This window comes from Cobetia sp. PS-4MA (genome assembly GCF_057670765.1).
Genome location: NZ_CM173107.1, coordinates 1,921,271 through 1,946,058, shown reverse-complemented (window position 1 = coordinate 1,946,058; position 24,788 = coordinate 1,921,271). Strand labels below are relative to the sequence as shown.

Here is a 24,788-nt window from a genome sequence, read left to right as displayed (position 1 = left end):
GACAACGGCCACCCGAAGGTGGCCGTTCTGTTACACGTGTGTCGGAAAAGGCAACCGATCAGACGAGGCTTTCCAGCGCCTTCTCGACGATGTCGAGACCTTCTTCCAGCACTTCCGGCTCGACCGTCAACGGCACCAGCACGCGAATGGAGTTGGAGTAGAAGCCACAGGACAGCAGGATCAGCCCCAGCTCCTTGGCCTTGGCACACACGGCAGCGGTCGCGGCGGGGTCCGGCTTGCCATCGGCGTCCACCAGCTCGAAGGCCGCCATGGAGCCCTGGTTGCGTGAGTGCGCGACATGCGCGAAGCGTTCTTCCCACTGGGCGAAACGCGCGGCCAGTTGCTCGCCCATCTGGGTGCTGCGCTCCAGAATGTTCTCTTCGCGGATGACGTCGATGACGGCCAGGGCCGCGGCGCAGGACAGCGGGTTGCCGCTGTAGGTGCCGCCCAGAGAGCCCGGACCGGAGGAATCCATCACCTCGGCGGTACCGACGACGGCTGACAGCGGCATGCCGTTGGCCAGACTCTTGGCCATGGTCATGATGTCGGCTTCGACGCCGCTGTGCTCCATCGCGAACAGCTTGCCGGTACGTGCGAAGCCGGACTGCACTTCATCGGCGATCAGCAGGATGCCGTGCTCGTCACACAGCTCACGCAGCGCGGTGAGGAAGCTCGGCGAGGCGATGTAGAAGCCGCCTTCGCCCTGCACCGGCTCGATGACGATGGCGGCGGTGCGATGCGGTGCGATGTCAGTCTTGAACAGGGTGCGGATGGCGTTCAGGGACTGCTCTTCGCTGATGCCGTGAATCGGGTTCGGGTAGGGCGCACGGAAGATGTCACCCGGCATCGGGCCGAAGTCGTTCTTGTACGGCAGCACCTTGCCGGTCATCGCCAGGGTCATCATGGTGCGGCCGTGGAAGGCGCCGTCGAAGGTGATGACACCGCTGCGGCCGGTGGCGGCACGTGCGATCTTGATGGCGTTCTCGACCGCTTCCGCGCCGGAATTGACCAGCAGGGTCTTGCGTTCCGGGCCACGCACCGGCGTCAGTTCTGCCAGCTTCTGGCTCAGTTGCACGTACGGGGCGTAGGAGATGACGCCCGCGGCGGTGTGCATGACCTTGTCGAGCTGTGCCTTGACGGCGGCGACGACCTTCGGGTGACGGTGACCCAGGTTGAGCACGCCGATGCCACCGGCGAAGTCGATCCAGCGGTTGCCGTCCGCATCCCAGATCTCGGCGTTCAGCGCGGTGTCGGCGAACTGCGGCGTGGCGGTGACGGCACCCTTGGCGACGTACTTGTGCTTGAGGACGTCGAGTTGTTCGTTGCTCAGCTGAGAGTGGCTCATGTCAGGCTCCTTTTCTTGTTGCCGGTGGCATGGCGCGGGCCATGCCACCGTTGTCTAGTAAACGTGGTGGGATAGCGTTGTGAGACGTCCTCTCGAGGCATCGTCGCGAGGCGTCCTCACAAAGTCAGAGGCCGCCGATGCAGACGTACTTCAGCTCGGTGAACTCTTCCAGACCGTGATGGGAGCCTTCACGACCCAGACCGGACTCCTTGATGCCGCCGAAGGGCGCCAGCTCGGTGGAGATCATGCCCTCATTGACCCCGACCATGCCGTATTCCAGCGCTTCCAGCGTATGCCAGATGCGACGGTAGTCGGTGGCGTAGAAGTAGGCGGCCAGGCCGAAGGGCGTGTCATTGGCCATCGCGATGGCGTCTTCATCCTTGTGGAAGCGGAACACCGGTGCCAGCGGCCCGAAGGTCTCCTCATCCGCCACCACCATCTCGGTGGTGACATCGGCCAGCACGGTGGGCTCGAAGAAGCTGTGGCCCAGGGCGTGCGGCTTGCCACCGGTGACCAGGCGCGCGCCCTTGCCGATGGCGTCATCGACGTGGCTCTGGACCTTGCTGACGGCAGCGCCGTTGATCAGCGGACCGATGGTGTTGCCATCGACCAGGCCATCGCCGACCTGCATGGCGGCGACCCGCGCCGCGAGCTTCTCGACGAAGGCATCGTAGACGCCGTCCTGGACGAGGAAGCGGTTGGTGCATACGCAGGTCTGGCCCGCATTGCGGAACTTGGAGGCGATGGCACCGTCGACGGCGGCATCGACATCGGCATCATCGAAGACGATGAACGGCGCGTTGCCGCCCAGCTCCATGGCGGTCTTCTTGACGGTGGAGGCACACTGCGCCATCAGCGTCTTGCCCACCGGGGTGGAGCCGGTGAAGGAGACCTTGCGGATGCGCGGGTCGGTGGTCAGCACTTCGCCGATGGCGATCGGCTTCATGGCGGTGACGACACTGATCAGACCTGCCGGAAGGCCGGCTTCCAGCGCCAGATCCGCCAGCGCCAGCGCAGTCAGCGGGGTGGCTTCGGCCGGCTTGATGACCACGGCACAGCCTGCGGCGATCGCCGGCGCGCATTTGCGGGTGATCATCGCCAGCGGGAAGTTCCACGGCGTGATGGCCGCCACCACACCGATGGGCTCGCGCAGCACCATCAGGCGCTTGTCGGCACCGTGGGACGGCAGGGTCTCACCGGCCATGCGCTTGGCTTCTTCGGCGAAGAATTCGATGAAGGAGGCGCCATAGGTCACCTCGCCACGCGATTCCGCCAGCGGCTTGCCCTGTTCCAGGGTCATCAGCTGGGCGAGGTCTTCCCGGTGCTCAAGCACCAGGTCGAACCAGCGGCGCAAGAGGGCGGAGCGCTCCTTCACCGGCACCTTCTTCCAGGCGTTGCCGGCGATCTCGGCGGCGGCGACGGCGTCACGGGTATCCTCGGCGCTGACTTCCGCGACACGGGCCAGTTGCTCGCCAGTCGCCGGATTGGTCACGTTGAAGGTGGTACCGGTCTCGCGGCGCTCGCTGCCGATCAAGGCAGGGACGAAGACGTCGCGGCTGTTCTCCGAGTTGACGTAGCGCTTCAGGAAGTCGCTGGTCGGGAGTGCAATACGGGACATGTGGAGCTCCTCTGGCGGTCTGGCGTGCAGTGCATTCATTGAGTGGACAGCGCTGGCGAATCGCGCGGACTGTCCTGATATCGGCTCGCGGTAGTCGAGTCCGATGGGGCCGGGCAGGCGGACGGACCTGCCCGGCGGTCACATGACGAGGCCTTTGCTCAGTGAGCGGTGAAGGCCGGTGCCATGATGCGGTCGCTGTATTCACGGCCGAATTGCTTGAGGGCGATGGCGTACATCACCAGGCCCAGTGCCATCCAGGCGCCGAAGATCAGCCACTCGGTGCCGGTCAGTGCGGACGGGCTGCCCGGCAGGTACAGACAGGCCATGGCGAAGGACAGCAGGATGGCCAGCACACCGCACAGCTTGCCGTGACGCACGCGGAACGGGCGCGGCATGTCCGGCTCACGGATGCGCAGGATCAGGAACGAGATCGCGACGAACAGATAGGCGATGACGATACCCAGCCCGCCCGCATCGACGATCCACACCAGTGCCGGACGACCGAAGAAGGGCGCGATGCAGGACAGCAGGCCGATCAGCAGTACGGCATTGGTCGGTGTCTTGTGTTTCGGGTGCAGCTTGCCGAGGGCGGCCGGCAGCATGCCGGCATGCGCCAGGGCGTAGATGGCGCGCGAGCCACCGATGTAGAAGGCGTTCCAGCTGGTGATGATGCCGGCGATACCTGCAAGGATCATCAGCTTGCTGGCCCAGGGTGTGTTGAACAGTGCCTGCATGGCATCCGGCACGCTCAGTGAACTTGCCAGCAGGGAGTCGTGATCCAGTGCCAGGCTGGTGGCCAGGATGATCAGCGCATACCACACCACTGCCAGTACCACGGACATCATCAGCACCTTGCCGATGGCGTTGTAGGGCAGATTGATCTCCTCGGCGGCCTGGGGGATGACATCGAAGCCTACGAACAGGAAGGGCACCAGCACCAGCACCGCGATGATGCCAGCCGTCACGCCACCCTCAGACTGGGTGAACAGCGGCGTCATGTTGGCGACGTCCCCCTCGAACAGGGCGCCGGTCACGAACAGGACACCGGCGATCAGGATCACGCCGGTCACGACTTTCTGCAGCAGCGCTGCCGTGGTGATGCCGACATAGTTGATCGTCATCATCGCCAGAGACCCGCCGACACCGACGGCGACCCAGGTGGCCTTGACGTCCCAGCCGGCGATGGTCCACATGTGACCGACGGCATAGCCGGGTGCGAGGTTCTCGATGACGGTCGGCAGGGCCACCGCCTCGAAGGACACCACGCTCAGGTAACCGAGAATGATGGTCCAGGTGCACAGGAAGGACGAGAAATGTCCCATGGCACGGTAGCTGTAGACATGTTCGCCACCCACCTTAGGCATGGCGGCGGCCAGTTCGGCATAGGTCAGGCCGATCAGCACGACGGCGATGCCGCCGATGATGAAGGCGATGATGGCACCGATGCTGCCGGCATTCTGGATCATGCCGCCGGTCAGGACGATCCAGCCCCAGCCGACCATGGCACCGAAGGCTAGGGCCAGAACGTCGCCGCGGGCGAGGACTCTGACAAGTTGTTCTGCAGGGGGAGTTGTTTGGGTCATGGGGGATGCGTCCGAGTCGATCTTGGAATTTGTTATATGGCGGTGCCGGACCTGCTGATGTCTTTCGTGTGCGTCTGCTGTCCTCTGCCGAACGTTCTGGCGGGTAAGCAGGTGCAAGGTCAGTCCTGTCGCTGGCTGAGGCTTGTGGGAAAAATTCGCTCCTGTCGACATCGCAGGAGCGATCCAGCCATCGTGGGCTGTGAGCATCAGTCAGTAGGCAGCGCCTGAGGGACACGCTAACAGCGGCCACTGTTCAGGCGAATAGACCAATTGAGCGTTTGACTGGACCAATCTTGGTGGACTGCGGATAATCAGGGATGAATGGGCGCTGTACCCCGCCAGCCAGGCTGGTTGCTCACGTGATTTATGCAGCGTATGGACGTTACGTGCTACATGAACGATATCGGGAGACCTGCATGGAACTGGCCACGCTTGAGCCATTGATCGAGTGCTATCGCCGCCAGTCGCAGGCCCTGGGCAAGCAGGTGCGGCTGGAGCAGGCATTGCTCGAGATGATTCGTGAGCAATGGCCGGTGGGGGTACGGCTGCCTGCGCATCGCAAGCTGTGCGAGGCGCTGGGCGTGGCACGCAACACCCTGTCATTGGCCATCAAGTCGCTGATCGAGGAAGGCTATCTGCACACCGGGCAGGGGCAGGGCACCTGGACGCGCCGCCCGCATGCCGCGAGACCCGGCAGCGCCTCGCCCGAGGCACCTGCGCCACTGCCGCTCTCCACTCGCGCACGCCGGGTGCTGGGCGGGCAAGGGGCGAGTCTGATCCAGAGTGGCGCCTTCGTGCCGGGCATTCCGGATATCGCGCGCTTTCCGATGCGCAAGTGGCGTCAGCTGTATGCCAGCGTCACGGTGCCCCACAACGCGTTGCTGCTGTCGTATTCCAGCGGTGGCTATGGCCCGCTCAAGCGGGAGATTCGGGATTTTCTGCGCCGCTGGCGCAACATCGATTGCGATACCCAGCAGATCATCATCACCGAGGGCACCCACCACGGCATCGAGCTGTGCGCGCTGGCGCTGGCGGACGCCGGCCAGCAGGTGGTGATGGAGTCGCCCTGCTACTGGGGGGCACGCAATGTCTTTCTGGCCGCCGGACTCGAGACCCAGCTGATTCCCTGGCGGCCCCGGGATGACACCGCCGATGCCCCGGGCCACGAGATCGCCCTGCTGGCGCGTCGTCCGGTGCAGATCGCCTATTTCACCGGCTCGCATCACTATCCCTTGAGTGTTCCTACCTCACGGCGTGACAAGCTGGCGCTCTGCGAGGCCTGTCAGCCCGCCTATATCCTCGAGGATGACTACGAGTTCAGTGGCGATGACCATGATCAGCTGCTGTTTGACCCGGACGCCGACAATCGCCTGTTGGTGGGCTCGTTCTCCAAGCTGATGTTTCCTGGCCTGCGGCTGGGCTATCTGGTGGTGCCGCGCGCGCTGGCCGGGCCGATGAATCGGTTGCGCAGCGAGGTGTTTCGCGAGGGGCGCATGCTGGATCAGGCGGTTCTGGCGCAGTTCATCGCCGATGGGGATCTCGATGCCTGGTATCAGCGCATCCAGCGCGATTATCTCGGCCGACAGCAGGTGGTGCATGACCAGCTGTGTCAGGTGAAGGGCGTGATCAGCGTCTCGCCGCCCTCGCGCGGCATCAGCCTGTGCGTGCAGTTCGCCCCCGAGATCGATGACAGGCGTGTCGCGCAACTGATGGTCAAGGAGCATCTGATCGTGCGGCCACTGAGTATGGTCTGCAGCAGCGAGGACTCGCGGCGCGGCCTGGTGCTGGGGGTCGGCATGCTGGCGGGCGAGAGTCTGGTCAGTGAGGTGGCCCGCCTCAGACGCACGCTGGAGAGCATATTGACCATGCGCGACATCCGGTAGGGCGGCTCTCCGCTGACGCGGCAATGAGCAGCGTCAGAATTGAAAACGCCTCCGCCCGGCAGGGCGAAGGCGTGGTATCGACACTGAACGCGAGTGCTACTTTGCCTGCTGCATACGCTCGGTCAGCTTGCGGAATTCCTCACGCATGGCGCTGTTCTCGAAGCTGGTGGCGACCGGTACCTGCAGGCCGGCGAGGGTGTCGAAGGTCTTGACGCCCTGGCGGATCAGGTCGGCGACATGCGCGCTGAGCTTGACGGTGCGATAGGTATTGGTCGCCACTGCAAGTTCGAGTTGGCTCTTGGTGAGCGATGTCTTGACGCGGTCGCGCTGCTCGCTCACCAGCGAGCGATACAGGTTGATCGTCTTGAGCGTCAGCGCATTGGCGCGGATGTTATTCTCCAGACTCTCACGTGAGCCGCCTTGCTTGATCAGCGCCCGCGCATCCCGCGTGGTGGCTTCGGCTTCGTCGGCGAACCCTTGCAGTTGCGGCAATACCTCGTCATCCACGCGCGTGATGAAGTCCTGCTGCATGGTCACGATCATGCGGTGGAGCATGACGACCATGCCGTAGTAGCGACGCGCGTAGTCCAGATTCTCGCCACTGTCGCGGGTCAGCTCGGCGAGCTGCTGGGCCACCGACTTGATGCTGGCAAACACGACACTCATGGTCAGCACGTCGTCGCCGACCACCGAGGACAGCCACACCTGGACCTGGTCCGGCGTCAGGGTGATGCCGATCTCCTCGAGCCGCGCGGCCAGCTTGTCTTCCAGCGTGGTCAGCTCGCCTTGATAGGCGGTGATGTTCTTCTCATGCGCGGCGATCAGCAGGTCATAATCGCCGCGTGTGCTGGCGGTGAATTCGCGCAGGGTATCGGTAGGCGTGAAACGCGTCAGCGTCGAGACCTCGGTGTCGGGCGCCAGGATACGCTTTTCCTTCAATTCGGAAATCTCACGACGCGATTCGCGAATCTTGTCCTCGACCTGTCGATAGGTGCTGCGCAGGGTCGAGAGTTCCGGCACGTCGAGGGCCTGCATGGCTTCCTCGATCATCTCGTCCATATCGCTGCGCGCGGAGGCCTGATCGCGGCTGATCCAGGCCTCTTCCGGCAAGGTGTCCATTTCATCGAAATAGCCGACCGCCTTCTTCAAGGTGGCGAAGGCTTCCGGCTGGTCGAAGTGCATGTCGTCGGCTGCCAGGGCGAGACCCGGCGTCAGGGTGGGCGCGAGGGTCGCCAATGACAGACTGAGCGCTGTCAGGAGGCGGGTGGCGGGGCGGCGAGACACTGGCGAACTACCTTGGGGCATCGGGGACACTCGGGTCGGCGTGGAGCATGGCAGCGCAGAGTAGCAAAATCGCTGACAGGCGTCTCCGAGTTCGCGTCGTGCAAGGCGTGCTCAGTGAGGCTCATAGGTCTCGGGCTTACCGGTGGCGGGGTCGATGCGGTCCAGCGACGGGCCACGATAGTGGTCCATGATCAGCGCCACCGCTGCCTCGCCGTACTGCGCGAACCAGAAGTCGCCCATGCCCTTGAGGCGCTGGATATTGGTGACGCTGATATCGTCCATCGCATCGTCAGGCGCCCTGGGCAATCCCGGTTGCGGGCGCATCTCGGCGTTGACGCGGATGTAGCTGCCCGGCGGCGAGATGGTGATGGCCTGATAGCCGACGACCTTCTCGTCGGAGAGCACGTCGATCAGACTGCCTTCCAGCATCCACTGCACCGCGCCCCAATGCTGGGAATCCGGGCCGTTGATCTTGCGCGTGCGCGTCCCGGTACCGATCGACAGCACGCGCCGGGTGTCATGCGGCCACAGTCGACAGGCCTCGGCGATGGCGCACATGGTCGGGTTGTTGGCGATCACGCCACCATCGATCAGCCAGGTCTGCTCATTGTCCGTCCCGAGTTTCATGTCGCGGGTCGGGAAGTAGGTGGGCGCGGCGCTCGAGGCATCCGCCACCTGCCAGGCCAGCAGCTTGTGATGCTCGCGCTTGCTGGACTTCAACACATGCGGGCGGCGTCTCTCGATCCCGTAGGTGACGACGAGGACCTGCTTGCCGTCAGGGACATCCCGGAGCTTGGCCTGGCCGAGATGCTTCTTGATCATCGCGCTCTTGCCCTTGGCCTCGTACCTGGGCGCATTGATGCCATCGAGTTCGAACCAGCCGCGGTTGTCGACGAAGATCTTCCTGGCATTGGTTGCGCTGTAGAGCCCGTTGATGTCCTCGAGGCTCATGTCGGTGGTAGCCAGCGCCAGCGCGATCAGGCTGCCGGTAGAGGTGCCTGCGTAGAAATCGACGCAGTCGCGCAGTGTGGTCTGGTGGTCGCGCTTGAGTGTCGCATCGACATGCATCAAAAACCGAGCGGTGGCTGCCCCACGTATGCCGCCCCCATCCAGCGAGAGAATCAGCTTGGACATGCAGGCCTCCTGCAGCGCGAGTGACGTTCCTTTCCTGCCCATGGCATTCCCTGGGCTGCTACCAGAATAGAGAGGCCAACGCTGTCCATCCGTGTGAAATGCCTGATACGGACCGACAGGAGGGCCTGATACTGGCAGGGAGAAGAGGTGATTCGAACGCGGCACAAGCGTTGAGACGCGGTGTGCATTCCTTGAGCAGACCCCTATGGGGATGTGAAAAAGGCCACCCGGATCGGGTGGCCTTTGGTGTTGCTGCGTGGTGATCGTCTCGTCGCTGGCCGGACAGTGATCACCAGTCGCTGGCGCAGTGAAGCGTTCGAGGACGCATCGTGATCAGGTGTTGAGCACGACGCCACCATTGAGGTGGATCGTCTGTCCCGACATGTAGCTTGAATCGTCGCTGGCCAGATAGACGTAGGCCGGGCCCATCTCGCTGGGTTGCCCGGGGCGCTCCATCGGTACCTGCTTGCCGAATTCGGCGACCTTGTCATCCTCGAAGCTGGCGGGGATCAACGGTGTCCAGACCGGGCCGGGGGCCACGGCATTGACGCGGATGCCGCGGTCCATCAGCGTGCCGGACAGCGAGCGTACCAGCCCCTGGATGGCCCCCTTGGTGGCACTGTAATCGATCAGGCTGTCATTGCCCTTGAAGGCGTTGACCGAGGAGGTGGCGATGATGGAGTCGCCCCTGGAAAGATGCGGGACGGCGGCCTTGATCAGATAGAAGTGACTGAAGAGATTGGTCTTGAAGGTGCGTTCGAGCTGCTCGTCATCTATCTCGGTCACGTCATTCCAGTCGTACTGCTCGGCGGCGTTGTTGACCAGGATGTTGAGCTTGCCGAATTCCTCCAGCGTGCCTTCTATCACCTTGCGGCAGAAGGCCGGGTCACCGATGTCACCGGCGATGCGGCTGGCCTTCTGACCTTCGGCCTCGATCAGTCGGAGGGTTTCCTTGGCGTCCTCTTCCTCGCTGCCGACGTGGGTGATCATGCAGTTGGCACCTTCGCGCGCGAAGTGTACGGCGGCGGCGCGCCCGATGCCGCTGTCGCCTCCGGTGATGACGGCGACCTTGCCCTTGAGCTTTCCGCTGCCCTGATAGCCTTCCCGGATATATTCGGGGCGAGGCTGCATGCGATGTTCATCACCCGGTTGATGATCCTGATGCTGCGGGGGTTGTAGTTGACTCATGCTGTCACTCCTTGTCCGTGAATCATGATGACGACGCAATCGCCTTCAGACGCGAACGCCTACCTGAATGACATGTGGATCTTCGTGCGGATTCAAACCCCTATATTCAAAAAACTTGATATTCATGTGGGGCCGGGTCATGCCACCAATGAAAACGCCCGTTGCTCAGGGGAAAGCAACGGGCGGGGGTGTCATCTTTGGCTCAGGCCAGGTGTCAACGGTTCAGGAAACGACGCCCTGTGGCTTGTCGTGCACGGTCGCCGGGGTGGGGGCCCCCTGGGGCGAGACGGAGGCCACGGCGGGGGCATGCGTCTGCTCCCGTTGCAGAGGTGAGGCCTGGACATTGAGCTCTGGCAGGTTCTCGGGGTCATGCCCCGGACCGGCTTCCAGCGTGGGCAGGGCCTCTCGGATGATGCAGGCACACAGGCGGCGGTGTGCCTGGAGCATCAGGCCCTCACGCTCCAGGTATTGCATCAGTCGCGTGGCTGACACCAGCGCGACGATGGGATGCAGACCGCGAAAGCGTTCCTCTACCTTTTCGGCACTGATGGTCGCCAGTTGCTCTGGGGTGGTGTGTGGCATTGGTGGTTCCCCTAGATGGCACTCGGTGTCCCGAGTGCGGATGATGCGTGTCATTCGCTGGTCATGACGGCGTCTGCCGCCACGTGAGAGTGTCTTTCTGTCAGGCGTCGCTGTTATAGGTGTCGTTGTTTGCGTGCGTGAATCGTCGTGCTAAATCACCCTCTCGCCTGTCCCGCAGACCGCCTTTCCCCATAGTGTGTCGCCTCAAGGCGGGGTCAGGCAATGACCCGAGAGGCATGCGTGGCGGGCACGATCTCCCGAGCAGGCCGTGGTCTGGCTGGCGCTCAAGCCAGAGAGCATCGCTGCCGCGTGTCTGGCACCTTCGCGCCAGCGTTTTGCATTATGCAACTTCCATTGATTAACGATTGTGGATTTTCGTAACCACCTAGCCAGTATTAGAGATATCACGAGAATGTGCCAGTTCTGTTGCAGGGGCTATGTTGTCTCTCAACCGTTGCCACTGCTGTTGTCCTTTCTGGCAGCTATCCCTGTGGAGTGACTGGCCCATTATCGCCATGACGCGCATGGCTAGTAGGATAACGCCCCTCTGGATCATGCAGATGCCTGCCAGCGGGATATTGCGTCAATGCGCGTCGCCCCGGCTGGAGTTGCCTGCAGGTATCGATTGTCGCGTGATCTCTTCTAGCCTGGATATGCCATGAAACGTTTTGTGCTGCTCGATACCGCCCCGATCCCCGGTACCACGGATTCGCTCTGTCTGTTCGAGTATGGCGAGGACTTCGTCATCAAGATAGAGAGCGGCAAGGGGGGGCAGCTGATGAATACCCGCATGCATGGCTCGGAAGACGCGCTGGCAGAGATTCCTGCTGGCCTGCTGAAGAGTCGCGGAACGCCGTCGGCGCCGCAGCGTGTCCTGATCGGCGGTCTGGGCATGGGCTTCACGCTGGCCTCGGCGCTTGCGCACTTCAAGGCAGATGCCGAGGTGGTGGTCGCCGAGCTGGTGCCGGGCGTGATCACCTGGAATGACGGCCCGCTGGGGGCCAAGGCGGGGTATCCGATCCGCAATCCGCGCACGACCGTCGAGAATCGCGATGTGGCCGAGGTGTTGCGCGAAGCACCTGGCGGCTTCGATGCCATCATGCTGGATGTGGACAATGGCCCGGAGGGACTGACCGCTGACAACAATGATTGGCTCTACAGCGCGGAAGGGCTGGCGGTATGCGCCAGGGCACTGCGTCCTGCCGGCATTCTGGCAGTGTGGTCGGCCACGGCCGATGCGCGCTTCTCGCAGCGTCTGTCGCGGGCCGGTTTAAAGGTCGAGGCACGTCAGGTGTATGCCCATGGCACGTCCGGAGCCAGGCATACGATCTGGATCGCACGTCATGTGGACGTTCCGCGACCTCCGAGTCCGGGCCAGGGGCGGGCAAGGGAGAGAACAAGGGCAAGCGTGCTGGCGGCTCATTCAAGGGTGCCGGGGCGAAAGGCAGCCGCCGCCGGTAATGCCGTGCGGCCGGGGCGTCAGCCTCTTTCGCCAACTTCTCGACCGCCATCAACGACAACGGGCTGGCCACGTCATGTGGCCAGCCCGTGTCATGTCCTGCCTGGCTATTGTCGAGCGTCAGGCGTCAGGCGCTAGGCGCTAGGCGTCAGGAAACATATCAGGCCGCTTCGCGAGCCTTCATGTCCTTCAGGTACTCATCGGCGAGTCGCTGCTTGGTGGCGTCGTCGAAGACGCGACCGGCCAGCTGGAAGACTTCCTGCTCTTCCTCGTCCAGATGGTGAGTCACCAGATGCTCAAGCTGCTTGGCGGCGGCCAGCCAGCCCGGTGAGCTGTAGTCCGTCGTCTCGAGTTTCTCGACCAGCTCATCGATTTCATGGTGCTCGGCCACGCTGTGACGCGCCTTTTCCTGCGTCATGTCGTGTTCCATCATCGGGATGTAGAGCGCGCGCTCCTCAGCTCCCGCATGGTTGGTGAGCGATTCCTTGAGGCGCTTGAACAGGTCATCGCGAGGCTCGCTGTCACCTTCGGTCTTGAGCAGCATGTCCAGCAGGCGGCGTTGTTCGTCGTGGGTCTCGCGCAGGGCTTCAAAGATGGTCATGTTCGGGCTCCTCATCAGCGTCAGCTTGTCGAGTGGCTGGGCGAGACGCGTGGCCTGTCTCTTTTCTTGCCGGACTCTCAGCTTCTCCCTTCAAGCTTTTGGAGTTCCAGCATTCCAGAAGACGGCTCACGTCTGTCAGGGGCTCGCCGTGTCAGCGCATTTTCTCGAGCTCATTGTGTCAGGTATGTACAACTCTGGTGGCGGATCGAAAGAACTTCAAGGGCGCAACGCCGGTTGCCCTTGAAAATCCCCCGCGTGAGAGCAAGAGATGAGGTATCGCTCATTTATTGTCTGCTGCCGCCTCACATGTCAGCAGGCGCTGCCCAGGAATCCTGACATGTCACACGATGCGACCACCTCCCGCTCCGACACCCCGGATACCTTCAGTCGCAAAGGCTCCCACGCCCCTGAGTTGTCTGCCGAGCTTTCCGGCAGCCAGCTAGATCGTCCACCGGGCGGCGGCTGGCCATCGCTCAAGGCAGTGGAGACCTTCATCTGGCAGGAGCATCTGCCCGTCAAGGGCCACCTCAGCCTGATGAAGATGAACAAGCCGGATGGCTTCATCTGTCCGAGCTGTGCCTGGCCGAATGGCGACAAGCCCAAGGGGGCCAATTTCTGTGAGAACGGTGCCAAGGCACTGGCATGGGAGGCGACGCGTGAGCGCGTCAGCGATGAACTCTTCGCTCAGAACACCGTGAGCCAGCTTCGCGAGTGGACGGATCATCATCTGGAGAAGGAAGGGCGCCTCACGCATCCGCTGCGTTACAACGCGGCTGAGGATCGCTACGAGGTCACCAGCTGGGAAGCGGCCTACGCCGAGATCGGTGAGCGTCTCAAGAATTATGACGACCCGAACCAGGTCGAGTTCTACACCTCGGGGCGCACCTCCAACGAGGCGGCCTTCCTGTTCTCGCTGTTCGGGCGCATGTACGGCACCAACAACTTCCCCGACTGTTCGAACATGTGTCACGACACCACCTCCCGGGCATTGCCGGAGTCCATCGGTATCGGCAAGGCGACAGTGAATCTCGAGGACTTCAAGCAGGCCGATGCCATCTTCATCTTCGGCCAGAATAGCGGCACCAACAGTCCCCGCATGCTGGGCGATCTCCACGAGGCGCGTGAGCGCGGCGCCGAGGTGGTGAGCTTCAATCCACTGCGCGAGCGGGCGCTGGTGAGCTTTGCCGACCCGCAATCGCCCAGGGACATGCTGAGCGGCAAGGGCGTCGAGATCAGCACCCAGTACCATCAGCTGCGCATCGGCGGTGACCTCGCTGCCGTGCAGGCGATGTGCAAGTACGTGATCGAGGCCGACGATGCGCTGCGTGAGCGCAATCCGCATGCGGTGGGGCTGCTGGATCATGACTTCATCGCGCAGCATACCCACGGCTTCGAGGCCTTCGCCGATCACTGCCGCAAGCTAGACTGGCAGGATCTGGTCGAGATGTCCGGCCTGTCGCGCGAATCACTGGAGCAGGCGGCACAGACCTATCTGGAAGCCGAGCGCGTGATCTGTTGCTGGGGCATGGGCATCACCCAGCACGCCCGCGGCGGCGATACCATCCAGCAGATCGTCAATCTGTTGCTGTTGCGCAGCAATATCGGCAAGCCCGGCGCCGGGCCTTGTCCGGTGCGCGGTCACTCCAATGTGCAGGGGGATCGCACCGTCGGTATCGAGAACCTGCCCAACGGGGCGATGCTGGATGCCTTCGATCGTGTCTTCGACATCCAGTGCCCACGGGAAAACGGCCATGATGTCGCCGAATGCTGTGAAGCGATTCTGCGTGGTGAGACACGGGCCTTCATCGGCATGGGCGGCAACTTCTTCCGCGCGATTCCGGACCAGAAGCGCATCGTGGAGAAGGTGCACGAGCTGGACATGACGGTGCATGTCGCCACCAAACTCAATCGCAGCCATCTGCATCCCGGCAAGCACGGCTGGGTATTGCCGACGCTGGGTCATAGCGAGCGGGATCTGCAGGCCGGCGCCGATGGCAAGGGCGCGGAGCAGACCACCAGTGTCGAGGACGGCATGTGCAATGTCTCGCCCTCACGCGGCGTGATGGCGCCGGCAGATGCCAGCCTGCATTCCGAGATCGCCATCACCTGTCAGCTGGCCAAGGCCACACTGCCGGCGCATCCCACGCTTGACTGGGACTGGTTGCAGGCGGATTACGCGCGCATTCGCGACCGTATCGAACAGGTCTTCCCGCAGATCTTCCCGGATTACAATGCCCGCCTGGCGCAGGGTGGCTTCCACATCCGCATCGCCCCGCGTGAGCGCATCTGGCACACCGACTCCGGGCGCGCCAACTTCCTGTTCCCCGAGGGACTTGGCACCGATGAGCAGGGCCTCGACAAGGTCACCCACGAGACGCAGGACATGGACAGTACCTTCCTGCTCAGCACCATGCGGGGCCATGATCAGTTCAACACCACCGTCTATTCCAATGATGACCGCTATCGGGACGTCTACGGGACGCGCATGGTGGTGATGATCAGCCCGCAGGATCTGGAAACGCTCGGCCTGTCCGAGGGCCAGCGCGTGCGTATGGAAACCGTGAGTGAGGATGGTGTCGAGCGCAGCATGGCCGGTTTCAAGCTCAAGGCCTACGATATCCCGAGCGGCTGTCTGGCAGCGTATTACCCGGAAACCAATGACCTGATTCCGCTGGATCACCGTGATGCGCGCAGCAATACGCCGGCCTCGAAATCGGTGCCTGTCAGATTGCGTCTGATGGACAGCGAAGAGGTCAATGCCAGTGAAGGAGTGCTGGCAAGCGCTTGAGGCCCCTCTGACCGGGAATGTCTGAAAAAAATTTGCATCCTGCACTCGGCGTCAGGTTATGACGTGAGGGAAGGACGATGCGATCAACGCCACGCGCTGCACTGAAAGAGTGCGCCGCGTGGCGTTTTTGTGGGTTACTGCCATATTGAGGGCATCTTACGGGGATCTTGCGCCATCACCGGCCAAGTGACGCTAGCGATACGTCAGAGAGGGCATTGCTGCGCCAATGGCTGCCTCACACCCCCTCCAGCGCGGGATCCTGACGCCAAGGACAAGTTATGGTGCCGGGCAGTCCGCGGACAGGTACGCGGGCATCTCAAGGACTGGCGCGTTTCTTGCGTGGTGGTTGGGTGGCGATCGCAAGTCCCGCCCATCCGCACTTCGCCAGCAGTTGGCAGGCTCTCATCGACCGACGCGCTGCCCGTCGAGCGCAGCGTTCCATGAGAGCGATCTGCCAGGTGGCGAGAAAGCATGGCACCTTAACTCCGGCTGACACGGCCTCACACGAAGAGACTAGGCGCGATGCACGAGTCCGAGGGATACCCCGCATGGCAGATGACCGCTCATCAACTTCACAGACCTCACCGCTGGCTTCGGCCGCAGGCAACGACTATCCCTTGAGCGAAGTCCCCGCTTCGGCACGACGTGGGCTGCTCTCCACTTCAATGGTGCTGCTCGGCTTCACCTTCTTCACCGCCACCATGTGGGCCGGTGGGTCACTGGGCGCGGCCTTCGAACTCAATGAGCTGATGTGGATCATCGTGATCGGCAATCTGCTGCTGGGGAGCTATGCGGCGGCGCTGGCCTACATCGCCTGCAAGAGCGGTCTCAACTCGGTATTGATGGGGCGCCTTTGCTTTGGCGAGAAGGGCAGCCGTCTGTCGGACTTCGTGCTCGGCTTCACCCAGATCGGCTGGTACGCCTGGGGCACCGCGACCATCGCCATCGTGCTGGTCAAGACACTCGGCTTGCCCGAATGGCTGACCACGCCGCTGATGGTCATCTTCGGTTTTGCCTTCTGTCTGACGGCGATGATCGGCTATCGCGGGCTCGACATGCTCTCGCGCGTTGCCGTGCCGGCCATGCTGCTGTTCATCCTGTTCAGTCTCTATACCGGCATGGTCGATGTCGGTGGCATGGCGGGACTCGCGGCACTGACGCCCACGGATTCCATGAGCTGGACGGCCGCCATCACGGCGGTGATCGGTACCTTCATCAGTGGCGGCACCCAGGCGACCAACTGGAGTCGTTTCGCGCGCTCGCCGAAGATCGCCGTGATCGCCACGCTGGCGGCCTTCTTCGTCGGCAATGGCCTGATGGTGCTGACCGGTGCGCTCGGCGCGATGATCTATCAGCAGGCCGATATCGTCGATGTGATGATTGCCCAGGGGCTGGTCAGCCTTGCCGTGCTGATGCTGTTTCTCAATATCTGGACCACGCAGGACAACACCATCTACAACTTCGCCATCGCCGGCTGCAATCTGCTGCGCACGCCGCATCGTCAGCGTGTCACCCTGGGCGGCGCGGCCATCGGCACGGTGCTGGCGGTACTCGGCATGTATGAGTGGCTGATTCCGTTCCTGATTCTGCTCGGCACCTTCATTCCGCCGATCGGCGGCGTGATCATGGCCAACTTCTGGCTCGGCCACAGAGGCCAGTATCCGCGTCTCGCCGAGATGCCCAAGGTGGATTACCACTGGCCGGGCCTCGCCGCCTACGCCATCGCCTGCCTGTGTGCCTGGAGCTCCCCCTTCATGCCGCCGGTCGTGGGTGTCGTGGTCGCCTTCGTCGTCTACGGCGGGCTGATCAAGCTTGCCAAGGTCGAACTGGCCGACAAGACGGCGGCATGAGTGACTGATCGCCTGATGTGAAGGGCAGAGGAATACGAAACGCCCAACGAGTTCTGGACTCGTTGGGCGTTTTTCATGGGGGAGAGAAACGTCAGGGGAGAGTCACTTGATGCACAACGGGGTTGTGCATAGAATGAGGGCAAAAGGTGCTGCCATGGCGGTGGAATTCAGGGATGTGTGGCTCGAGAGCTTCTACGAGCAAGATGTTGGCCACCGCAAGATACCTGCGGCGCTCTCAAGTTCGCTCTATCGCAAGTTGCAGATTCTCGATGCCGCAAGCCAGGAGTCTGATTTGAGGATTGCCGCCAGGCAGTCGTTTCGAGCATCTCCAGGGCAATCTCGCAGGTTATTGCTCGATTCGCGTCAACAAGCAGTATCGACTCATCTTTCGATGGGAGGCAGGGATTGCCCATCAAACATATCTAGACCCGCATGCTGACAAGGGCTAGAGCAGGTAGCAGTGATGAGAAACACCCAGCGGCGCCCACTGACGGTAGGCGAGATGTTGACGGCAGAGTTTCTGGAGCCGATGGAGATCGATATCCGCACACTGGCCGAGGCGATGGGAGTGCACAGAAATACCCTGAGCCGTATCGTTCATGACAAGGGGGCCTTGACGGCCCCGATGGACATTAAGCTGGCGGCTGCGCTAGGCAATACGCCGGAGTTCTGGCTCAACATCCAGCATGCTGTGGAGCTTTGGGATGTGCGTCATCGTGCCTACGCGCAGGATGCCAAGGGCGTACGTCGCATTACGCCGCAAGTTGATGCCGCCGAGCTTGCCTCGCATTGACGTCGCACGCTTCACGGCAAGAGATCGGGATGGCGTGAGGCCGACAGTTCATGCCCAGTAACACAGAAAGCCCCAGCCTGATCCTCAGGCTGGGGCTTTCTGTTATTCAGGCTTCAGTCATTCTTCAGGTCGTTTTCGGCTACACCTGAATCACCAGGCAGACGGCAATCAGTACCATGCCGAGCCAGCCGAGCGGAGCGATATGTTCTCCGACGATGGTCACGGCGAGCAGGGCAGCGACCAGCGGCTCGAACAGCGTGAGCAGGGTGGCCTTGCTGGCGGCGATGGTCTTGAGGCCATAGCCGAAGGCGAGATAGCCGAGGAACATCGGTACCAGTGCCATGTAGAGTGCCACGCCTGCGTTGCCGGCAGTGGCGAACAGGCGCGGGTCTGCCACCAGCATGCTGAGGCCCAGGCCTGCGATCAACGCGATGCCGGCGACGCCAAACAGGCTTCCCATGGCCGCGCGAGCGTGGATACCACCTTCCATCATGCGCCGTGCGATCAGCGAGTAGACGGCGTAAGTCACCCCGGCGATGATGCCCAGCGCGATACCTGCCAGGCGCGCCAGTTCATCAGTGAAGGCAAGGCGACCGTCAGCACTTTGCCCCGTGGCGAGGGGCGTCGTCATGCCCTGATGGCCCGTTTCGCCCAATGCCATCATCACCACCCCGGCGATGCCCAGCGCGAGGCTGAGATACCAGCTCGGCGTGAGTCGATGGTGACCGAACAGGCGCTCCAGTATCGCGGCCGCCAGGGGCGCCGTGGCGATGGTGATCACCGTGCCGATGGCGACGCCCGCCAGATGCATCGAGGTATAGAAGGCCAGCGGGTAGATGACGACACACACGGCGCCGAGCAATACCCAGCGCTTCTGCGCCAACACAAGCCCCAGGCAATCAGTGATGTTCGGGCGTGCCACCCACGCCTGCAACACCCCACCGATCCCCATGGCGAAGGCGCCGGTTGCCAGTGGGCTGACGTCCTGATTGAAGTGGGCCGCCGTGCCGGTGGTGCCCCACAGCAGCGCCGCAAACAGCACCGCCAGGCTGCCCAGCACTCCCGACTTCGAGGGTTGGGAGGTCAGAGGAGAGATCGTTGTCATCCAGGCATTCCTTTGGCGTGAGAGGTGCGCTCTTTCTCGTCGGCTCGCCATGCATGCCGCGAGCACGCAGAGTGTGCTGAAACCACTTTCTGTCATGATCACGACAACGCGGCGAGTCACTGCGGTCTGCGCCCCGTCGTCAGCTCAGTGCAACCGGCTCAGTGAGGCCAGTTCAGTGAGATCCGTTCAGTGAGATCCGTTCAACGTGGTGTCCTGTCGCCGGACTCCACTACCGCATGGGGACCAGCCGTGCTGGCTCTCTGTGGGGTAGTCGAGCATTGCGACGCTTTCGCAGAAGGACTCCTGCCCGCTATCGCTGCCACCCCAGAGGCCCGTCGCCAAGTCAGTCTCCAGATCAGATGCCCGCTCTGCCTCAAGGTCAGGGCGTCGTGATGCGTGGGAGGCCCTTGCCCATGCGGTGGGCGCTGGCTGCGGACTGGCCGTCGGTGTCCTGGGGGCGCGGGAGCGAAGCTGCAGCATCAGGCAGGTCATGATCAACAGCATGCCGACCGCCCCCATCATGGTGAACTGCTCGCCGACCACCACGACCGCCAGAACGCCTGCCACCAGCGGCTCGAACATGGTCAGCATGGTGACGCGACTGATGGGCACGCTGGCCAGTCCACGCCCGAAGACCAGACTGGCCAGCAGCATGGGAATCAGCGCCATGTAGATGGCGACACTGGCATTCACCGGCGTGGCGAACAGGCGCGGGTCGTGGATGAGTCTGGCGGCTCCAAGGCCGAGCAGCAGCACCACACCGGCGGTGCCGAACAGGCAGCCCATCGCCGCACGCCCGTGGGTGCCTTGCAACATCATGCGTCTGGCGAGCAGCGAATAGGTGGCGTAGCTTGCGCCGGCCACGATCCCCAGGGCGATGCCGATGAACTTGCGCTCATTCATGAGCATCGCCCCCTCACCACTCGATTCCAGCAGTGGCGTGGCTTCAGGCAACGCGGTCTCGCCGATGGCCATCAGCGCGACGCCGATCATTCCCAGCGTCAGCGCGGCATACCAGCTGGCAGTGACCTTCTTGCGGTCCAGCAGATATTCCAGTGCGGCGGCTGCCAAGGGGGCCGTGGCGATGGTGATGACGGTGCCCATCGCGACACCGGTGTATTCCATGGCCGAGTAGAAGGCCAGGGGATAGCAGATGATGAACAGAGCGCCCCAGGCCACCAGGTGTTTCTGTGCGAGCAGCTTGTGTGCCTCGGCGCGAAGATGGCGGCGTGACAGGATGGCCTGGAGTACGCCGCCCACCCCCATGGCGAAGGCGCCAGTGGCCAGCGGGCTCACACCCTGATTGAAGTGGGCGGCCGTGCCGGTGGTTCCCCACAGGCAGGCAGCCAGCAGTACGCACAGGTTGCCGGTCTGACGTTGGAACAGCGGGGAGAGCGAAGCGTTCGCTAAGCGGTGTTGCATGGTTGATGGCTCGCAATGAAAGGTGATTCGGTGACCACGAGATTACGCTTCATTGCGAATCGATATTGTGCTGAAACTACGCTTCGTTCTGCTGGAGACAGCCAAGTGAGCCAGCAGGCATCTGAAACGCCGCGTCAAGGGCGGGAGAGGTGCTGAAGAAGGTCAGGGGAAGACGCTCAGCTGGAGATGGTCAGGCTGGAGTACTGGCGAGTCATCTCGCGCGGCGTCATGCCGAAATGGTGAGAGAAGCGCCGCGTGAAGGCCGACAGGTTCTGATAGCCCACTGCCTCGGCGACCTGCTGGACACTGAGGTCGGAATGGATCAGCTGCGCACGGGCGCGCTCCATGCGCCGGGCTGTCAGGTACTGCTTGACGCTGACGCCCAGGTTGTCACGAAAGATCTTGTGGAACTGGGTAGGACTCAGATGCGCCAGAGCCGCCAGTGATGCCACGTCATGCGGATGATCCAGCTGCTCGTTCATGACATCCAGCACTCTGAGCAGACGCCGATCGACACGCTTGTCGCAGGTCTGCCGCTCCAGCAGGCCCAGAAACAGCTCGATGGCCAGACGGTCGATCTGGGCATCGACCTTGCCCTGGAGCTGGGCTTCGAGAAACAGCAGATAGTTCATCAGCAGGGTACTGATGGAGAACACCACGCGCCGAGTGGCGGCGAGATTGTCGGGCAGGTAATCCAGGTCCGCGACGATGAAGCGTGCCGCGTCATGGGCCTGGAACTGATGGATCTCGCCCGAGCGGATGATCACGCATTCGCCGGTGACCACGGTACCGGTGTAGCCGCCGACCTGGATGTCGAGATGGCCCCGGATAGGCAGCACCAGCTGCGGATATTCGTGATCATGCACATCGGCGCGTGGCGTGTAGGAACGTAACGAGAGTGCCGTCATGGTGTCGTGGTCATTCGTCGATCATCCCTCAGGGTGGCAGGCCCGGGGCTCGCGGGAGTCTGGGCTCAGCACGCTCAGCGGCTCAGTTCGATGTTGCGTGTCTGACCACGCCCGACCTGGACCTGGCTCAGGATGAGCGGGCTGCGGGTGCCATCGGGCAGTTTGATGACGCCGGCGACATAGAAGGTGCCGGCGGGCAGGCCGGTGGCATTGAAGTAGCCATTGCTGTCGGTGCGCACGATATGGGTATAGGCCTGGGCACGCGGGTCGGCGCGCTCTGCCGTCTTGCCGGCCAGCGCCAGTTCCGCGGCTTCCGCGGAGTAGGTGGTGACCGGCGCGATCGAGATGCCTGCCTGGTTGGCATGGATCGTCTGACCCTGCCAGTCATAGGACATGCGGCCCTTGATGACCGAGGTTCCCGTCTTGTCGAGCTTGGCGTACTCCGCCTCCGGGAAGGCCACTGTCCGCTTGACGCGCTGATCGCCGTCCTCGGAGGGAGTTGTGCTGCCGAAGTCCGGAAGGGAAATGCTGTCGGCGATACGGGACGCGCTCTCGCAACCTGCCAGCAAAGTGGTGGTGAGAATCAACGCGAGAGGGGTACGCAGGGTGCGAAGCATGATGGCCATCCTTGGAATGACGAAGGGATCAAGTCCACATCCTACTGTGCCGCGAGATGACTGAAAACGTCAGCCGCCGCGAAAGACGTAAGCCACGCTCCCGGGGCGAGGGGTGGGGCCTGCCGCGTTCGCTCGGGTTGCATCGAGCGCGATGACAGGGTTGCGCAAGTGCGAACGCATGATTCATTAGTCTTTCGTCTATGAGGGGGGTGACAATTGTTACCATTCACCCAATGTTAATGTTTCCCGCTTGACCTGCTGCTGGCCTGCCAGCGTGCTCGAGTGTGCGTATCTGTTCCCATGATTGCCCGGAGAGCCCCATGACGACTTCGCCTGAGACCGATGCCTTGCCTGATTCGACTCATGACATCGCACGCGTCGATGCTTCCCGGCGTCGCCTGCTCAAGCGTGGTCTGCTTGGAGTCGGTGCCGCGACACTGACCAGCCTGCCATTGTCGGCGCTGGCGCAAACGGTCACCAGCAGTGCCCGGGAGACGGATGAGGATGGCGCCTTTGCCGCCTTCATGTCCCTCTCGGCATGGCTCTTGAGTGACAGAGTCCTCAATGAGCGCCTCGGGCAGCGGTTCTTCGAGGTACTGGCGCGTACGCCCGTCGATGGCGTGCCGGGCCTTGGCACGCTGGTGGACCTGAGAGATCGTCTCCTGGCCCTGGGGGAGCAGCGTGAATATCTGCGCGAGGATGACGTGAGCGAAGCCGAGATGGCACTGGTGCGCCGCGTGCTGCAGGCCTGGATGCTGGGGACGGTGGGGCAATCTGCCACCGACCCGCAGGCCGAGGTGATCGCCTTTGAACATGCCGGCATGTATGCAGGTCCCCGCGATGTCCAGGTCGTGCGGACCTATTGCCCGAATCGTCCCGGTTTCTGGGCCGAGCGTCCTGCCTGAACCCACTCGTTCATCTGCCAGCATCGCCATGAGAGCGGGCGGCAACGAATGCCCTGACGACATCGCAGTCCCGCTGCGGTGACGCAAAGCACCTTGAGGAGAACCCCGCATGGCTGAGGAAGCTCGTACGTATGACGCTGACGTGATCGTGGTGGGCTCCGGCGTTGCCGGTGCCCTGATCGCGCATCGTCTGGCCGAAGCCGGCAAGGCGGTCATCATGCTGGAAGCCGGCCCGCGCCTGGAGCGCTGGCAGATCGTGGAGCGCTTTCGCAATCAGGCCGATAAGATGGACTTCATGGGGCCGTATCCCGCCAGCAAGGCGGCACCGCATCCCATGCTGCACGGCGACAATGCCGACTATCTCGTCCAGAAGGGTGAGCAGCCCTATGACGCGCAGTATATCCGCGCCGTCGGCGGTACCACCTGGCATTGGGCGGCCTCGGCCTGGCGCTTCCTGCCCAGCGATTTCCGTCTCAAGAGCGAATATGGAGTAGGTCTCGACTGGCCGATCGCCTATGAGGACCTGGAAGACTACTACTTTAGGGCCGAGGTGGCGCTGGGTGTCTGGGGGCCGAATGATGTCGATCTCGGCAGCCCGCGCAGCGCCGAGTATCCGATGGCGCCTCTGCCGCTGTCGTGGAACGAACGGCGGGTCAGCGAGCGCATCAATCCCCACGGTTTTGACATGGTTACCGAGCCGGTGGCGCGCAACAGCCGCCCCTACGATGACCGCCCGACCTGCTGCGGCAACAACAACTGCATGCCAATCTGCCCGATCGGGGCGATGTACTCCGGCATCATTCACGTCGAGAAGGCGGAGCGCGCCGGTGCCAGACTGATCGACAATGCCATCGTCCATCATCTGGAAAGCGATGCCAGCGGCAAGATCCGCGAGGTGCGCTATCTCGACCCGCAAGGCAAGCAGCATCGACTGAGCGCACCCAAGGTGGTGCTGGCGGCCAATGGCATCGAGACGCCCAAGCTGATGCAGATGTCGGTGAATGCGCATACCCCCGACGGTGTGGGCAACCAGAACGACATGGTCGGCCGGCATCTGATGGATCACCCGGGTACCGGTGTGAGCTTTCTGGCCGATGAGGCACTGTGGGCCGGCCGTGGCCCCCAGGAGATGACGTCCATCATCACTTGGCGTGACGGGGATTTCCGCCGTGAATTCGCTTCCAAGAAGCTGCACCTTTCCAACATCGCCCGGACTCAGCAGATGACCACCGAGGTGCTGGCGGAGACTCCCCTGAGGCTGGGCGCGGACCTGCAGGCGCAGATCGACAATCGTGCCAGCCGTTATGTGCAGTTCGACAGCTTCCATGAGCTGCTGCCCGAGCCTGCCAATCGCATCACGCCGTCAAAAAAACGTGACGCACTTGGTCTGCCGCGCCCGGAATTCCGTTATGCTATCGATGATTACGTCAAGCGCAGCGCCGTGCATACGCGGGAGCAATATGCACGCATCGCCAAGCTGATGGGAGGCACGGACATCGCGTTCCGTGATGAGTTCTCCAACAACCAGCATATCTGCGGTACGACCCTGATGGGAGATGACCCGACGCAATCCGTGGTGGACCGCGATTGCCGAGTGCATGGCCACGACAATCTGTTCGTCGCCAGCTCCGGCAGCATGCCGACTGTCGGCTCGGTCAACTGCACTCTGACGATTGCCGCCTTGTCTCTTCGTATTGCCGATCTGCTCGAACAGGAAATATAA

The 24,788-nt window shown here is 62.7% G+C and carries 20 protein-coding genes and 1 pseudogene; 9 read left to right on the top strand and 12 right to left on the bottom strand.

The features are described 5' to 3' along the window. Window positions 1-58 precede the first annotated feature (58 nt). The 3 genes from gabT to AC26AR_RS08270 all read right to left on the bottom strand — a co-directional run bounded on the left by gabT (window position 59) and on the right by AC26AR_RS08270 (window position 4,546). Window positions 59-1,345 (bottom strand): 4-aminobutyrate--2-oxoglutarate transaminase, encoded by a 1,287-nt coding sequence (gene gabT, locus AC26AR_RS08280; RefSeq protein ID WP_371861075.1) that lies wholly within the window; start codon window positions 1,343-1,345, stop codon window positions 59-61. Between the two features lie 124 nt (window positions 1,346-1,469). Further along, entirely contained in the window at window positions 1,470-2,963 is a 1,494-nt protein-coding gene (locus AC26AR_RS08275; RefSeq protein ID WP_084208602.1) for an NAD-dependent succinate-semialdehyde dehydrogenase, read from the bottom strand. A gap of 158 nt (window positions 2,964-3,121) precedes the next feature. Beyond that, window positions 3,122-4,546, bottom strand: coding sequence for an APC family permease (locus AC26AR_RS08270; RefSeq protein WP_488107843.1), 1,425 nt, complete (start codon window positions 4,544-4,546; stop codon window positions 3,122-3,124). A 416-nt stretch (window positions 4,547-4,962) separates the two neighbouring features. Here AC26AR_RS08270 and AC26AR_RS08265 point away from each other — a divergent pair, with 416 nt between their 5' ends. Beyond that, entirely contained in the window at window positions 4,963-6,429 is a 1,467-nt protein-coding gene (locus tag AC26AR_RS08265) for an aminotransferase-like domain-containing protein (protein ID WP_488107842.1), read from the top strand. Between the two features lie 96 nt (window positions 6,430-6,525). Here AC26AR_RS08265 and AC26AR_RS08260 read toward each other — a convergent pair whose 3' ends face one another. From AC26AR_RS08260 to AC26AR_RS08245, 4 genes are all read right to left on the bottom strand, one after another. Next, a complete protein-coding gene (locus AC26AR_RS08260) occupies window positions 6,526-7,713 on the bottom strand; it encodes a hypothetical protein (RefSeq protein ID WP_488107841.1) in 1,188 nt (395 codons plus the stop codon). A 111-nt stretch (window positions 7,714-7,824) separates the two neighbouring features. Beyond that, window positions 7,825-8,847, bottom strand: a complete 1,023-nt coding sequence (locus AC26AR_RS08255) for a patatin-like phospholipase family protein (protein ID WP_488107840.1) — start codon at window positions 8,845-8,847, stop codon at window positions 7,825-7,827. A 333-nt stretch (window positions 8,848-9,180) separates the two neighbouring features. Then, the gene (locus tag AC26AR_RS08250; protein WP_488107839.1) at window positions 9,181-10,035 is read right to left on the bottom strand and encodes an SDR family oxidoreductase; all 855 of its coding nucleotides are present in this window, start codon (window positions 10,033-10,035) and stop codon (window positions 9,181-9,183) included. Window positions 10,036-10,257: 222 nt separating this feature from the next. Further along, window positions 10,258-10,617: a hypothetical protein gene (locus AC26AR_RS08245; protein WP_488107838.1), complete on the bottom strand. Its 360-nt coding sequence runs from the start codon at window positions 10,615-10,617 to the stop codon at window positions 10,258-10,260. 658 nt (window positions 10,618-11,275) lie between these two features. Here AC26AR_RS08245 and AC26AR_RS08240 point away from each other — a divergent pair. Then, the gene (locus tag AC26AR_RS08240) at window positions 11,276-12,214 is read left to right on the top strand and encodes a spermidine synthase (RefSeq protein ID WP_488107837.1); all 939 of its coding nucleotides are present in this window, start codon (window positions 11,276-11,278) and stop codon (window positions 12,212-12,214) included. Window positions 12,215-12,236: 22 nt separating this feature from the next. On the opposite strand, the gene AC26AR_RS08235 is transcribed toward AC26AR_RS08240, so the two are convergent. Next, window positions 12,237-12,677 (bottom strand): hemerythrin domain-containing protein, encoded by a 441-nt coding sequence (locus tag AC26AR_RS08235; RefSeq protein WP_077376112.1) that lies wholly within the window; start codon window positions 12,675-12,677, stop codon window positions 12,237-12,239. Window positions 12,678-13,014: 337 nt separating this feature from the next. Here AC26AR_RS08235 and AC26AR_RS08230 point away from each other — a divergent pair, with 337 nt between their 5' ends. From AC26AR_RS08230 to AC26AR_RS08210, 5 genes and pseudogenes are all read left to right on the top strand, one after another. Further along, the gene (locus tag AC26AR_RS08230) at window positions 13,015-15,465 is read left to right on the top strand and encodes an FdhF/YdeP family oxidoreductase (RefSeq protein ID WP_488107836.1); all 2,451 of its coding nucleotides are present in this window, start codon (window positions 13,015-13,017) and stop codon (window positions 15,463-15,465) included. 548 nt (window positions 15,466-16,013) lie between these two features. Further along, window positions 16,014-17,315: a cytosine permease gene (gene codB / locus AC26AR_RS08225; RefSeq protein ID WP_176493965.1), complete on the top strand. Its 1,302-nt coding sequence runs from the start codon at window positions 16,014-16,016 to the stop codon at window positions 17,313-17,315. A 109-nt stretch (window positions 17,316-17,424) separates the two neighbouring features. Next, window positions 17,425-17,571 (top strand): annotated as a pseudogene (locus AC26AR_RS08220) (hypothetical protein); the annotation flags it as partial. A gap of 43 nt (window positions 17,572-17,614) precedes the next feature. After that, on the top strand, window positions 17,615-17,764 hold the full coding sequence (locus AC26AR_RS08215; protein ID WP_488107835.1) for a type II toxin-antitoxin system RelE/ParE family toxin: 150 nt from the start codon (window positions 17,615-17,617) through the stop codon (window positions 17,762-17,764). Between the two features lie 14 nt (window positions 17,765-17,778). Next, window positions 17,779-18,108 (top strand): HigA family addiction module antitoxin, encoded by a 330-nt coding sequence (locus AC26AR_RS08210; RefSeq protein ID WP_488107834.1) that lies wholly within the window; start codon window positions 17,779-17,781, stop codon window positions 18,106-18,108. Window positions 18,109-18,247: 139 nt separating this feature from the next. On the opposite strand, the gene AC26AR_RS08205 is transcribed toward AC26AR_RS08210, so the two are convergent. From AC26AR_RS08205 to AC26AR_RS08190, 4 genes are all read right to left on the bottom strand, one after another. Further along, window positions 18,248-19,213, bottom strand: coding sequence for a DMT family transporter (locus AC26AR_RS08205; protein ID WP_488107833.1), 966 nt, complete (start codon window positions 19,211-19,213; stop codon window positions 18,248-18,250). Between the two features lie 186 nt (window positions 19,214-19,399). Beyond that, window positions 19,400-20,635, bottom strand: a complete 1,236-nt coding sequence (locus tag AC26AR_RS08200) for a DMT family transporter (protein ID WP_488107832.1) — start codon at window positions 20,633-20,635, stop codon at window positions 19,400-19,402. Window positions 20,636-20,811: 176 nt separating this feature from the next. Further along, complete coding sequence (locus tag AC26AR_RS08195) at window positions 20,812-21,543, bottom strand: helix-turn-helix domain-containing protein (RefSeq protein ID WP_488107831.1); 732 nt, start codon at window positions 21,541-21,543, stop codon at window positions 20,812-20,814. A gap of 74 nt (window positions 21,544-21,617) precedes the next feature. Next, on the bottom strand, window positions 21,618-22,160 hold the full coding sequence (locus AC26AR_RS08190; RefSeq protein WP_488107830.1) for a carboxypeptidase regulatory-like domain-containing protein: 543 nt from the start codon (window positions 22,158-22,160) through the stop codon (window positions 21,618-21,620). Between the two features lie 320 nt (window positions 22,161-22,480). Here AC26AR_RS08190 and AC26AR_RS08185 point away from each other — a divergent pair, with 320 nt between their 5' ends. Then, the gene (locus AC26AR_RS08185) at window positions 22,481-23,065 is read left to right on the top strand and encodes a sugar dehydrogenase complex small subunit (protein ID WP_488107829.1); all 585 of its coding nucleotides are present in this window, start codon (window positions 22,481-22,483) and stop codon (window positions 23,063-23,065) included. Window positions 23,066-23,174: 109 nt separating this feature from the next. After that, the gene (locus AC26AR_RS08180) at window positions 23,175-24,788 is read left to right on the top strand and encodes a GMC family oxidoreductase (RefSeq protein ID WP_077376139.1); all 1,614 of its coding nucleotides are present in this window, start codon (window positions 23,175-23,177) and stop codon (window positions 24,786-24,788) included.